The sequence below is a fragment of the Bowmanella denitrificans genome, from assembly GCF_039522935.1.
Taxonomy (GTDB): Bacteria; Pseudomonadota; Gammaproteobacteria; order Enterobacterales; family Alteromonadaceae; genus Bowmanella; species Bowmanella denitrificans.
The window spans coordinates 15,102-28,783 of record NZ_BAAAEI010000015.1 but is presented as its reverse complement, the minus strand read 5'-3'; the positions used below and the strand labels follow the sequence as shown (position 1 = coordinate 28,783).

Below are 13,682 nucleotides of genomic sequence, written 5' to 3'. Positions count from 1 at the left end.
ATTGGATACCCATAAATGATAAAGACTAAACTTTCTCTGTTGAGCCTGGCCCTGGTGTTGACTGGCTGTGGCGACAATTCAGCTCCAGAGCAGGCTGCCATGCATAAAGCGACACCAAACACTGAAGTATCAGCGCCCGAGCGGCCGGTCATTTATCAGATGATGACCAGACTGTTCGGCAACAAAAATACTACCAATCAGCCCTGGGGTACGCTGGCGCAAAACGGGGTGGGTAAGTTTGCTGATATCAACGAAGCAGCGCTGACTGAAATCAAGGCTCTGGGGGCTAACTACGTGTGGTATACCGGTGTGCCACACCATGCACTGGTGGGGGACTACAGTCAGTATGGCATCAGTGCTGACGATCCGGATGTGGTTAAAGGCCGGGCCGGTTCGCCGTATGCCGTGAAGGACTATTACAACGTCAATCCGGATCTGGCCACAGATCCGGCTAAGCGCTTGGCGGAATTCGAAGCGCTGATTAGCCGTACCCATGATGCTGGTCTTAAAGTGATGATGGATATTGTGCCCAATCATGTGGCAAGACAGTATCAATCTCTGTCTAAACCAGCAGGGGTAAGGGATTTTGGTGCCGATGACGACACCCATCTGGAATATGCCAGAGACAACAACTTCTACTATATTCCCGGCCAGCCTTTTGCGGTGCCGCATGGGGTCAAGCCCTTAGGTGGCGAACCGCATCCTCTGGCTGACGGGCAGTTTGCCGAGAACCCGGCCAAATGGACAGGCAATGGCAGCCGCAGTGCCAGGCCGGACGCCAATGACTGGTACGAAACAGTAAAGATTAATTTTGGTGTTCGCCCGGACGGCAGCCATGATTTTGCCTCGTTACCTCAGGAATTCGCCGATAAAAGCTGTGATGAGCATCTGGCCTTTTGGGCCGATAAAAGCGTGCCGGATTCCTGGCAGAAGTTTCGGGATATTGCGCTGTACTGGACAAAAAAGGGCGTAGATGGTTTTCGTTATGATATGGCGCAGATGGTACCGGTGGAATTCTGGAGTTACCTGAACTGCTCTGTCAAAGCCGCCAACCCGGATGCATTGTTGTTATCTGAAATCTATATTCCCGAGCAGTATCGTAACTATATTCGTTTGGGCAAGATGGACTACCTGTATGACAAGGTGGGTACCTATGATGCACTGCGTGCGGTGATTGAAGGAAAAAGCGGCACTGAGCACCTGCCGCAGTTATTCAACAATATGGCGGATATTCACAGCCATTTGTTGATGTTCCTGGAAAACCATGACGAGCAACGTATTGCCAGCCCAGAGTTTGCCGGTGATCCACGTAAGGCTATGCCAGCCATGGTGGTGTCATCGCTGGTCGCAGCCGGGGCTAATCTGCTGTATTTCGGCCAGGAAGTGGGTGAACCTGGCGCCGGCGATGCCGGTTTTGGTCAGGCCAGTCGCACCACTATTTTTGATTATTGGGGCGTTCCTGCCCACCAGCGTTGGATGAATGACGGTAAATTTGATGGCGGGCAGCTTTCTACCCAGGAAAAAGCCCTGCGTGACTTTTATACCCGATTGCTCAACCTGGCAGCCCATCAACCCGCCCTGCGCGGTGAATTTGCTGACTTGCATCAGGCCAACAGCCAAAGCCCGGGCTATGACAACCAACTATATAGCTTTGCGCGCTTTAGCAAAGAGCAAGCGCTGTTAGTTATCGCGAACTTTGATGCCCAGCAAGGGCGGCAGGTGCAATTCACCATTCCGGCCGGGGTGATAGCCGCCATGGGCGTGGCCAATGGTCAGTATCCGTTGGCAGAGTTGCTATACCAGCAAGCTGAATTGGAATTGAAGGTAGAAAAGGGTATTGGCCATTTGTCGTTGCAACTGGCGCCACTGCAGTCGCTGGTGTTACAGGTTCGTTAACATCGTATCGGCGCTTCTGTGCTGACAGGAGCGCCAGTTTTACTGGTTTGTAGATTGTTAGTGCATGAATACGTATGCAGATTTAACTATTATCTTCTTGCCCAGCCGCTGATTTTGTAACATCAAACTTTCACTCATATTTACAACCTGATTACACTCCGGCTGGACTTCACCTAAGCTAATGGAGGATCTATCAGGACTAACCGAGAAGCCGCACTATGCAAAATGCCAGTTCTCTGACTTCCGCACCTGTTGCCGGGCCCGCACCAACCCACGTCATTCCCAACGCCAAACCTAATCTGAGTTTCTGGCAAATCTGGAACATGTGTTTCGGCTTCTTAGGCATCCAGTTTGGCTTTGCCCTGCAAAATTCCAACGTCAGCCGTATCTTTGAAACCCTGGGCGCCGATTATAACAATCTGGCCATTTTGTGGGTGGCAGCACCGGTGACCGGCTTAATTGTGCAGCCCATTATTGGCTATCTGAGTGACAACACCTGGACCCGCTTTGGCCGCCGTCGCCCTTACTTTGTGTTGGGGGCGCTGCTTGCCAGTTTCGCGCTGTTTGTTATGCCTCATTCACCGGTGTTGTGGATGGCTGCGGGCATGCTGTGGATTATGGATGCGTCTATAAACATTGCCATGGAGCCCACCCGGGCCTTTGTTGGTGATATGTTACCCAAGCATCAGCGTGGTATGGGTTATGCCATGCAAAGCTTCTTTATTGGTGTTGGTGCGGTGGTGGCGTCGGCATTACCCTGGGTTATGAATAACTGGTTGGGTATCAGCAATACCGCTGCGGCTGGTGTCATCCCCGATTCGGTGCGTTTTTCTTTCTATGCCGGCGGTTTGATTTTTCTGCTGGCAGTGCTTTGGACGGTATATACCACCAAGGAATACAGCCCAGAACAACTGAAGGCATTTGAAGCCGCAGACAAAGCGGCCGAAGGGCAGAGTTATGAGGCATTGCCACAGGTGGTCAGAACCGCCAGTCGCAGCTATTTGCAAGGCGGGATTTGGCTGGTTATCGGGCTGGTGCTTTGGGCGCTGATTCAGGGCAACATCGAGCGGCTGGATAAAAACCTGCTGATCCTGGCGGGAGGCTGTGCCGTGTTTGGTGTTTGTCTGCTAGTTGCCGGTTGGCTGGCAAGTACAGGGCGACACAGCAATGGTTTTTCCGTGGTGATGAACGATCTGTTTGCCATGCCCACCGCCATGAAACAACTGGCTTTTGTGCAGTTTTTTTCCTGGTTTCCGCTCTTTGCCATGTGGACTTATATGACCGCGGCAGTGACATCACACCATTTTGGCACCAGTGACCCAACCAGCCAGCTATATAATCAAGGGGCTGACTGGGTTGGCGTCTTAAATGCCACTTACAATGGCACCACCATATTTGCCGCTATGCTGCTCCCCATTTTGGTGAAACTCACCAACCTGCGCATGGCGCACATGGTGAACCTGTTTCTTGGTGGGCTTGGCTTTATCTCCTTTTTGTTTATCACCGATCCTGATTGGCTGGTGCTGCCGATGATTGGGGTAGGGTTTGCCTGGGCATCTATTCTGGCTGTGCCTTATGCCATTTTGTCTAATAGTCTGCCGGCCGGGAAAATGGGCGTATTTATGGGCATATTTAACTACTTTATTGTTCTGCCACAGATTCTGGCCGCCAGTATTCTCGGCTTCCTGGTGACCCGTATTTTCGACAACCAGCCGGTGTATGCGCTGGTGGTGGGCGGCTGCAGCATGTTGTTAGCGGGGCTGTTGGTACTGCGTGTTAAAGAGCCTGATTATCAGCAGGAGCCGTCGGTATGAAGTCCACCGCGATGACAATGCTGGCATTACTGGTCTTCACCGGTTGTGCCAACCAAGTACCCAGATCAGCAGACATTGAGGAATTTGTCGGTACCCGCCATCCGTTTGCCGCCGAGTCAGTGTACTTTCTGATGACTGACCGCTTTGTTGATGGCGACCCGTCTAACAATCATGAAGATCAGGGAGGTGCGCATCCGACCTTTAATCTGCCGCTAATTGGGCCGGATGGCCAGGTCGCCAATGTGGGCTATATGGGCGGTGATTTTCGCGGCGTACTGAACAACGCCGCTTTTATCCGCGACATGGGTTTTACCGCCATCTGGATGACACCTATCGTCGACAACCCCGATGAGGCCTTTGCCGGAGGTGAGCCTATTACCTTTGGTGGGGCTTTTAAAGACGGCGGTAAAACAGGCTATCACGGCTATTGGGGGGTAAACTTTTTTAAGGTAGACGAACATTATCCCTCATCGGGTCTGGGGTATGCAGAATTAACCGCACAGTTGCGTGATAATTTTGGTATTAAAACCATTCTGGATATTGTTACCAACCATGGTTCGCCTTCATTCGACATGCCGGTTGATCAGCCAAAATTTGGCGAAATTTATGGCCGCGACGGCACGTTGCTGGCCGATCACCAGAATCTGCCGCCCGAGCAACTGAACCCGGACAATCCATTACACCAGTTCTTTCATACCGAGCGGGACATACTGCAATTATCCAATCTGAATGATCAGAATCCAGCGGTAGTGGATTATTTTGTTGAAGCTTATGACTACTGGTTAGAGCAAGGTGCAGCAGCGCTGCGTATTGATACCATCAAGCATGTACCGCATCATTTCTGGAAGCAATTCAGCGATCGTATTCGCGCCAGGCATCCCGGACTGTTTATGTTTGGCGAAAGCTATGACTACAACGCCAATTTTATTGCGCAGCACCAGTTGGATAAAAACGGCGGCATCAGCGTATTGGATTTCCCTGGCCAGCAGGCCATGAGCAAAACCTTCTCCACCCCTGGCAGTGACTATGCAGATTTACTTGACTATCTGCATCTGACCCATGGGCCTTACCAGAATCCCTATGAGCTGACCATATTCTATGACAACCATGATATGGCGCGTATGAACGCCAGCGATGCGGGATTTATTGATGCCCATAACTGGCTGTTTACCAGCCGCGGCATTCCGGTGGTGTATATGGGCTCAGAAATGGGCTATATGCGCGGCACGGTGGAGCATCAGGGCAACCGCAACTATTACGGGCAGGACAATATTGAACTGGCCAAGACACATGTTATTCACCAGCAGCTCAAGCAAGTGGCAAACGTACGTAAAAACTTGCCTGCATTGCAGCGCGGATTGCAGGTAAATCTGGACTTTGGCGGCGATCAGGCCGCATTTTACCGGGTATTGCAGTATCAGGGCCAGGCGCAGACGGCGCTGGTGCTGCTGAATAAAGGTGACACACCCGCCAAGTTCCATGTCAGCCGATATCTGCAATCCGGGTTGTGGCAGGAACAGTTCAGCCAACAAAGTCGCGATCTGTCTGCCGATGGAGTATTAGATGACGAAGTGCCGGCCCACAGCGTCAGAATTTGGTTGCGGCAAGGGCAAATCGAGGGCGCAGACTTGCTTGAGAAACTGCGTATTTTAACCGCCCATCGTTGATTTTTATAAAAATTATCCGGAAAAGCAGAATTCCAAAGGCATTTTTTACGGCCTGTGCAAAATTGCGCCAGGCCGCGTGTTTTCTGAGCTGCAGCGCTCTGGCTTTTATACCTGAGTGGCTCAAAGGTATTTAACCTTATACTTACGTACCAGTTCAGGGTCTGTAATTGACGATTGCTCATTTGTTAGCCTGTTTGCGTCAAGACACAAAAGAGAGGCAACATCATGAAAAAATCGACTTTTATTCTGTTGGGTGCGGTATCAGCCTTTACCTTTTCACCCGCCAGCTTTGCAGATATTAATGAAGCATTGGCTAATATCTGCACTATTGTAAAAAACGACGATAAGTCGGAGCTGCGTAAAAAGCTTAAAAATGTGCAGGACGATTTTCGCTTACGCTTGGGGGATTATTACTCAGGGATCAGCTGTGGCGGCAATAGCCTGATTCGTTATGCCATGGAAAACGGCGCGGTGGAAACCGGCACCTATATGATTAAGAAAATGGGCAGAAGCGACCTGACCACGGTGGAGAAAGATGGCATGGCCCTGAAAGACTGGGCACAGAATAACGGCTATCTGGACAACCCTATCGGGCAGGAACTGATCGCTCGTATCGACTGATTGCATCAATGAATTAACAAAGCCCGGATTCCCGGGCTTTTGTATGTCCATGGCGGTCGCACTTATTGGCGATGGCAAAGATCTAAACCAGCCAGGTAGCGACAAAGGCCGCAGCCAGGCAATAATACAACATGGGAAACAGCGTGAAGCTGATCACCCGTCCTTCCTGACCAGCTAGTTTCACCACACTGGCCGCTGCCACCACATTAACTACGCAAATCATATTGCCGGCATTGGCACCAAGCATCTGCAACGCCAGAACCAGGTTGTGATTCAACCCCGCTAGCCCGGCAGTAGCTTGCTGCATCGAGGCAAACATCAGATTAGAGAAGGTTGCAGAGCCGGCGATAAAGGAGCCCAGTGCGCCAAGAAAGGGCGCAATGATCAGCCAGTGGTCTGCCAGGTGAGTGGCGGCTAAATTGGCCAGCTCCAGAGGCATACTTTGCAGTCCGGCTTGATTTTGCCCCGAATGAATGAATAACCTGACCATAGGTACAGCCGTCCCCAGGGAAATCACCGCCCCTTTCAGGCTGAGCAGGCTGGCAGTCCACGCCCGCTGAAGCATGCCTTGGTCGGCACGCAAAAATCGCAGACTTAGGAAGGTGGCGAGCATCATTAAACCACCGGGCAAGTAGAGCGGCTGGAAACTTACCGACAGTTCAGTGCCCAGTATTCCTGTCCAATTCAGATCAAGTGCCTGCAGATAGGCTTTAAATGGCAACGCATTGATACGGCTCAATACCAGCAGACTGGTAGCAATAAGGTAAGGTAGCCAGGCACGTATCAGACTTACCCGGGTCTGAGCGGAAGGAACTGATGTCTGAGGCTGGTCACTGATTTGCCAGAGGACTTTAGGCTGTAACCAACCTTTTCTGATCAACATCGTTGCCAGCAGCAACCCCACCATTGCGCCTATCAGAGACGGAAACTCCGGACCCAGTAACCAGGCCACCAGATAAGCCGGCAGGGTGAAAGCCAGCCCGCAAATCAGCGCAAACGGGGCCATGACCAATGCGGCTTTCAAACTGGCGCGAGCGGAAAAGAAACAGGTCAGCATCACGCACATCAGCAGTGGCAAAACAGAGGCCACCAGAATATCGATGCCAATCGCTTGCAGGGCAATTTGCAGCACTTGCTCATCTGTTGCTTGCAACCCTTGTTGCAGGCCAACCACCACCGGCGTGCCAATCGCGCCAAAGGATACCGCACTTGAATCGGCGACCAGAGCCAGCACCACGGCCGCTAAAGGCGGAAACCCTACGGCCACCAGCAAAGGGGCGCAAATGGCAGCTGGGGTGCCAAATCCGGCCGCCCCTTCCAGAAAACTACCGAAAAGCCAGGCAATAAGCAGTAACTGTACTCTGGGGTCGGGGGATAGCCGCACAAAGCCCTGACGGATCACATCCAATGCACCGGTTTCTCGCAGGGTGTTCAGTAACAACAGCGCACCCAGCAATATCCACAAGATGGAAAATGCCAAGCATATGCCTTCCAATGTGGCAGCCAGCATATAAGTGGGCGACATTCGCCACAGACCAAAACTTGCCACAGCGCATATCAGCAGGCTGAATGGCATGGCTTTGGTAGCGGGCAAACGCAATACCACCAACAGCAGGAACACCGATAACACCGGCATCAATGCGGCGATAAGTTGTAAGCTGTTCATCACTGACTACCTTTTAAGGCGAATTTCTGCCTCCAGCTCGATATCCTGACCAAGACGTTGAGTGATACTTTGCTTCAGGGCTTCAACATGTGCCGTCCCTAACTGTTCACTGCTGACTAACTTAACTGATATCAGCGTTGGTTCACCGCGGATCACCTCCTGAATACTCAGTTCTGCCTGGTGATCCAGTATGGTGACCTGACCCTGTGGCAAGGCCCTGATCAAACGGTTTTTTTCCACCAGTTTCTGAAAGGACAAAAACAGCGGGATGCTGATAATGGCCAGCGACAGCAAGGTAATGCTGACGCCTTTGCGGGCCAGATGAAAAGGCGCAAAACCCAGCACCAGAAAGGTTAAGGCCGCTGACAGAGCAATACCCACCAGGTTAGTGGTAAACAGCAGCATGGCGCCACCGGCCATCGCCAGATCGCCCCACCCCAGACCAATTCCCACTACCGATAGCGGTGGCACCAATGCTACGGCAATGGCAACACCTGCCAGGCTCTTGGCCACTTCTTCCTTGGCATTGGCATAGGCACCGGCAATACCGGAAATAACCGCAACACCCAGGTCCAATAATGTGGGGGTCAGGCGGGCTCGCATTTCTGAAGTGAGGGTGGAAAGCGGCATCAGCCAGGTTACCAGCACGGCACAAAACAGGGCCAGTACAATGCCACCAGACAGGGTTTTAATCGCATTTTGCAACAAGCCACTGTCGGCTCTGGCCAGGCCCATGGCCAGGGAAATAATCGGTGCCATCAAAGGGGCCAGGATCATCGCGCCGATAATGACAGGTGCAGAGTCAGCGAACAGGCCGGTTACCGCCAGCAGTACACTGAGCACCATCAACACATTAAAGGCCGGACTAGCGATGGCATTTTCTCTCAGACTGCGAAACAGTTCGCGAAACTCATCCTCGGAGGCGTGGTGAAACAACGGAATCGGCTTGTCGGCCAGCTCCGCTACCGCGCTACCACAAGGTAGCTGGGCCATCTTGAGCTGATCTTTACGAATATCGGAAGTGCTGGTCTTTTCCTTCAGTTGCGGACTAATAAGCTGGATATGTTTCTCCTGTACTTCACAAACCAGCTCTTTAGCGCCCATGGCCAGACCATCCAGTTGATAATTTATCCCTTCCGCAGCGCTCAATGTCAGACGGCGGGTTTTGATCAGGCCGATACTGTCGGGCAGGTTGCGGGGATTTATACGGCCCTGAAACAGGAAACGCAAAATCAGGGCGATAAAGGCCATCACACTGCGCGGGGCCACCGCTACCAGGGACAGTCTTCGGTCACCCGGGTCGAGTATTTCAGCCAGTCCCCGCCCCATCCAAGGCCGGCGACCTTGTTCCAACACCATCATGCCCAATAGTGCCAGACTGATACGTTGGTCGGTGGCGGTCACCAGTTCATAGCTATGTAACTGTAGTTGCCTGAATTTGCGCACCATATTGATAAGCGCATGCCAGCGGGACAAGGCGTGAGACGTGTCTTTTAAATTAAAGACCAGTAATTCTCCGACGATAATATTAGAGAATACCGGGGTGCCATTACAGGACAAGGTATCCAGGCTTTGGCATTCTGCCTCCAGTAACTTGGTGAAGCAGTCGGTAAGTTTCACATTAGCCGGGCAGAATGCGCGACTGGCATGTTTACTCTGTGGGTGGGGTAATATGCCCAATTGCCATTGATTTTCACTGGCATTATTCCAAAGCAGTTTTATGCTTTCATCATTGAGATAAAGAATAACCCTGGCCCCTTGCGGCGGTAATTCTGTCTGGCCGAATAACAAGGGCTGAACATTTGCTTCCACGCCGGATAACAGCGTTTCAGGGTCAAGTGTCTCATCATGGATAAGGTAAACCGGGTTCAAGAACGTTCCTTATTTCAACACAAGGTCTTGCATGCTACTTTAGTGCAGGGAAGGGCAGGGCGAAAGTGATATTGGCTGTCGGCCTGCCTTGGCTGACGTTAATCGAAATCTGTGCACAAAGGTCGTATGCCTTGGTGGCATTGCTGCTCAGACCTGTGATATTTTGCCGCCCCCAAACGTTAACTGAGAATTAAAAATGCAAATTGCCGATAACGCAGTGGTTCAGTTTCACTATGATGTGAAAGAGTTGGATGGTGAAGTAGTTGATAGCAGTCGTGAAGAAGAACATCCGGTTGCTTACCTACATGGCCACAACAATATTATGCCAGCCCTGGAACAAGCTCTGATTGGTAAGAGTGCGGGCGATAAGCTGTCTGTTACCCTTGAAGCCAAAGATGCCTATGGCGAATATCAGGACGATGCAGAACAACGGGTTTCGCTGAAACATTTGTCTGGTGCAGACAAGTGGGCGCCGGGCATGTTAGCGCTGGTACAGACCGAGCATGGTGCACGACAAGTCAAAATCAAGAAAGTGGGCAAGTTTATGGCCACGGTAGATCTTAACCATCCGCTGGCTGGTAAGACCTTGGCATTTGATCTGGAAGTGGTGGGTGTACGCGAAGCCACGGCCGATGAAATTGAGCATGGTCATGCGCATGGCGAGGGTGGCCACCACCATCATTGATGGTTAAGGCCCGCGTTTTTACTGGGTGGAAACATTGGCATTGAGCTTGAAAAACTCCCGCTACTCCTCTCGTCTGGACAAGGGCCTGCTGCCTGTATTGCTGTTTTTCCCAACCCTATTGATTGCGATAGGTTGTTGGTTTGTTACAGACAGCCCTCTGGTTGGTATCGCAGCCATGGTACTGGCATTGTTTCACATCGTTCTTACCCTGGTGTTTATCTGGCCTTGTTATTACCTGCTGGGCGAATCGCAATTAGAAGTGCGGTGCGGACTTGCCAGGATTGTTTTGCCATATAAAGACATACAGCGGGTTCAGGCCAGTAACGCGTCAATGCCATCACCGGCGTTGTCATTGCGTCGCCTGGCCATTGAGTCCCATCAGGGCCTGCTGCTGATTTCACCGGCTAACCGCAGCAAATTTCTACAGGAACTCAGTTTGCGTATGCACGGACGTTATGTTGCTGAGCAAGAATCTGCTGCTGACGACAGTGTGAATATATCTCATATCGTCAATGACAGAATTTAACCTGGCTATACTATTGGCCTTGCTGGCTGGCCTGGGGATTCCGGCTGGCGGCTGGTTGGCGACCCTGGGCCGCTTTCGTGCGCAGTGGCTACAGCGGGAGTTTCGCCATTTTGTGATTGCACTGGGCGGCGGCGTGTTATTGGGGGCCGTGGCTCTGGTTCTGATCCCTGAGGGCCTGACTCAGCTAAACCATAGCTTGTGGGCCATCAGCATCTTTGTCGCAGGGGGCGGCTGCTTTTTCTGTTTCGAAAGATTGCTTGGATTGCGCAGACGCGAAGCGCCGCAGCTCACGGGCATGTTGCTGGATTTTATTCCCGAAGCCCTGGCATTGGGCGGATTACTGGCACTTGGCAGCAATGAAGCCTGGTTGCTGGCGCTGTTAATTGCTACGCAAAATATTCCTGAAGGGTTTAATGGTTTCAGGGAAATGGTTGGCCTTACCAATCGCAGGCCTGCACAAGTGTTGTTGTTTATGTTGTGCTTGTCGCTGCTCGGCCCGCTGGCGGCTGTTGTCGGCTATGTATGGTTGGCGGATATGCCCCAGTTGCTGGGCGGCATCATGCTGTTTGCATCCGGGGGGATTTTGTATCTGCTGTTTCAGGATATCGCACCTCAATCCCATCTGCGTAAACACTGGGCGCCACCACTGGGTGCGGTCATTGGATTTACCCTTGCTATGGCCGGCCAGTTGGCACTGCAACATTGAATTAGCTCGCTTTGATTGCGCCACAACTTTGTCGTATGACTAATTCAGCCGGCAACAACTTCGGCTCCTGGCGTTCGCCTTTAATCAGACTGACCAGGGCTTTGACCAGCATTTCACCGGCCAGTTTGGTGTTCTGATGTACTGTTGTCAGTGGTGGATTGGTAAAACTGGCAGCCAGAATGTTGTCATAGCCTACCACGGCCACCTGGCCTGGAATGGCTAAGCCTTTGTCATGCAGAGCACGCATTACACCTATGGCAATCAGATCGCTGGCACAGACAATGGCATCAATCTTGTGGCCAGTGTCCAACAATTGCATGGCCGCCCGGTAGCCTGAGTCTTCGGTGGTAATGGCATCCATTTGCAATGGAAGCTGTTTCGCCCCGGCTTGAGAAAGGGCGTGGCACATACCCCGGTATCGTTCAAAAAACTCCGGGCAGTGGCTGTCGGCGCCGCCGACAAAGGCAAAATGTTTGCGCCCTTTTTGAATCAGATGCTGCGTGATTTTGTAGCCACCCTGAAAGTTGTCGCAGGCAATGGAGATGCCAGGGTGTTCTTTATCCACTGCGCCCCACAGCACGAAGTGCGTCTGCTGCTGTTCCAGCTTGGCCAACTTGTCCTGGTAATCCATATAATCGCCATAACCCAGCAGGATAATACCGTCGGCTTTGTTGGTATCTTCATAATCCGCATGCCAGTCATCACTTAATTGCTGAAAGGACACCAGCAAATCGTAACCTTCCTGAGCCGACGCGCGGGTAATGCTGCCCAGCATGGATAAAAAAAATGGATTGATCATGGAGTCGTCCGAGGTGGGATCTTCAAACAACAACAGGGCCAGGGTCTTGCTACTTTTTTGTCTTAAGCTGCTGGCATTTTTATCCACTTTATAATTCAGTTCACGGGCGATGGCCTTGACCTTGTCGCGTGTTTCCTGGTTAACCAACGGACTATTGCGCAGGGCTCTGGAGACGGTGGACTGAGATACGCCGGCCAAATGAGCTATATCAAACGATGTGGCCTTACCTTTCATAAATGGGGAAACCTGCCTACAGCACTTTATTGGGCTCAGTTATACACCAGCTTGTCTGGAATACCAATTGACTTGGGATGAGAAGAAAAAAGCGGATACGACACAAGCAGTCCGTATCCGCACTCCTTCAACAAGCGTTAAAGGCCACAGGGAGAGGGTAAAGCAGGGGATTGCTCCGTGACGGTATCGATAAAATATTGTTGGTTGGCACGCAGTGCCGCAACTCGCTGCTCAACGTCATCCTGACTTAACAGCTCATCAACGCTATGGTAAACCCAGTCAATGTCCTGTTGATATTCACGCAATTCGGTTGACTCCAGGGGGCCCTGTGAGCCATCCGCGCCTTTAGGCATAAACCACAGGTTGAAGTTCATCGACATATGTACTTCCGGGGCCACGGCTGCGGAATGGGTACTGAACAGCTGCCCATCCACGTAGTAACGCACCGCATCTTCTTCTACTTGCAGAAGTAAAGTATGCCAGCCTGCGTAGCTGCCGCCCTGACGGGTGTTTTCGTTAACCGGTGTCCATGGCTCTAACTGAAAGGTTTCCCAGGTGGTGGTCCACATGGCCGGATCATGATTATGTCCCCAACCACCATTAGGTAGATATTCAAAGTCGGTTTCGCTGTAATCAGGATCCATCGGCGCTTCTATTGGGCTGATGGCATAGAAGGTTTGAATAACCTCGTCACCATCGGGGCCGAAAGTGGGTTCGTCGCGGAAAAATACTTTGGCCGCATAAGTACCCTGCAGGTATTTTCGCGCATGGCAAATCTGTGTATGGCGGGTATTTTCCCCTTGTCCGGCCGTTTGTGATGCCATGCGTAGAATGCCATGTTCCGCGCCGGTTGGCGCCTGATGGAAACTGATGCCCTCGTCGGACCAGTTCGCACCTTTAATGCCAGGGTGGCCGGTTTCATCCCGGCTCTTCCAACCGTTAGCATAGAAGGCTGCCAGGTCTGGATAAGCAAAATCGTCAAACATCACTTGTTTGGTGACTGGATCTGTGGAATGAGATGTTTGCCTCTGTTCTTGCGAGCAGGCCGTCACAAGCAACACCACACTGAGGTAAAGCGGTAACCCTTGCTGACTTTTGTTCATGTTGGTGCCTTTGTTTTGTAAATTTATAACATCCTATTCATCGAATGACAGCGTTGTCAATGCTGTTTTTGTGGAAAAATTACACACTTTTTT

The 13,682-nt window shown here is 51.6% G+C and carries 11 protein-coding genes; 7 read left to right on the top strand and 4 right to left on the bottom strand.

The genetic code is table 11. The features are described 5' to 3' along the window. The first annotated feature begins 15 nt into the window (after positions 1–15). The 4 genes from ABD028_RS13735 to ABD028_RS13720 all read left to right on the top strand — a co-directional run bounded on the left by ABD028_RS13735 (position 16) and on the right by ABD028_RS13720 (position 5,998). Positions 16–1,896, top strand: coding sequence for an alpha-amylase family protein (locus ABD028_RS13735; RefSeq protein ID WP_343845631.1), 1,881 nt, complete (start codon positions 16–18; stop codon positions 1,894–1,896). Positions 1,897–2,219: 323 nt separating this feature from the next. Then, positions 2,220–3,710: an MFS transporter gene (locus tag ABD028_RS13730; protein ID WP_343845907.1), complete on the top strand. Its 1,491-nt coding sequence runs from the start codon at positions 2,220–2,222 to the stop codon at positions 3,708–3,710. Further along, positions 3,707–5,377 carry an alpha-amylase family glycosyl hydrolase gene (locus tag ABD028_RS13725; protein ID WP_343845629.1) on the top strand — a complete coding sequence of 557 codons (1,671 nt, stop codon included), beginning with the start codon at positions 3,707–3,709 and terminating at the stop codon, positions 5,375–5,377. The genes ABD028_RS13730 and ABD028_RS13725 overlap by 4 nt, the downstream gene beginning before the upstream one ends. A gap of 225 nt (positions 5,378–5,602) precedes the next feature. Continuing rightward, positions 5,603–5,998: a DUF3718 domain-containing protein gene (locus ABD028_RS13720; RefSeq protein ID WP_102797428.1), complete on the top strand. Its 396-nt coding sequence runs from the start codon at positions 5,603–5,605 to the stop codon at positions 5,996–5,998. 82 nt (positions 5,999–6,080) lie between these two features. Here ABD028_RS13720 and ABD028_RS13715 read toward each other — a convergent pair whose 3' ends face one another. Continuing rightward, positions 6,081–7,664 carry an L-lactate permease gene (locus ABD028_RS13715; RefSeq protein WP_343845627.1) on the bottom strand — a complete coding sequence of 528 codons (1,584 nt, stop codon included), beginning with the start codon at positions 7,662–7,664 and terminating at the stop codon, positions 6,081–6,083. Between the two features lie 6 nt (positions 7,665–7,670). After that, complete coding sequence (locus tag ABD028_RS13710) at positions 7,671–9,536, bottom strand: TIGR00341 family protein (RefSeq protein ID WP_343845625.1); 1,866 nt, start codon at positions 9,534–9,536, stop codon at positions 7,671–7,673. A 196-nt stretch (positions 9,537–9,732) separates the two neighbouring features. Between ABD028_RS13710 and ABD028_RS13705 the strand changes: the two genes are divergently transcribed. From ABD028_RS13705 to ABD028_RS13695, 3 genes are read left to right on the top strand one after another with little or no spacing between them, the layout of a single operon-like run. After that, on the top strand, positions 9,733–10,221 hold the full coding sequence (locus ABD028_RS13705; protein ID WP_343845622.1) for an FKBP-type peptidyl-prolyl cis-trans isomerase: 489 nt from the start codon (positions 9,733–9,735) through the stop codon (positions 10,219–10,221). Positions 10,222–10,261: 40 nt separating this feature from the next. After that, on the top strand, positions 10,262–10,747 hold the full coding sequence (locus ABD028_RS13700; protein WP_343845620.1) for a PH domain-containing protein: 486 nt from the start codon (positions 10,262–10,264) through the stop codon (positions 10,745–10,747). Then, positions 10,734–11,453: a ZIP family metal transporter gene (locus tag ABD028_RS13695; RefSeq protein ID WP_343845618.1), complete on the top strand. Its 720-nt coding sequence runs from the start codon at positions 10,734–10,736 to the stop codon at positions 11,451–11,453. The genes ABD028_RS13700 and ABD028_RS13695 overlap by 14 nt, the downstream gene beginning before the upstream one ends. Position 11,454: 1 nt before the next feature. Here ABD028_RS13695 and ABD028_RS13690 read toward each other — a convergent pair whose 3' ends face one another. Both ABD028_RS13690 and ABD028_RS13685 read right to left on the bottom strand, forming a co-directional pair. After that, on the bottom strand, positions 11,455–12,486 hold the full coding sequence (locus tag ABD028_RS13690; RefSeq protein ID WP_343845616.1) for a LacI family DNA-binding transcriptional regulator: 1,032 nt from the start codon (positions 12,484–12,486) through the stop codon (positions 11,455–11,457). A gap of 137 nt (positions 12,487–12,623) precedes the next feature. Next, positions 12,624–13,589, bottom strand: coding sequence for a glycoside hydrolase family 16 protein (locus ABD028_RS13685; RefSeq protein ID WP_343845614.1), 966 nt, complete (start codon positions 13,587–13,589; stop codon positions 12,624–12,626). Positions 13,590–13,682 lie beyond the last annotated feature (93 nt).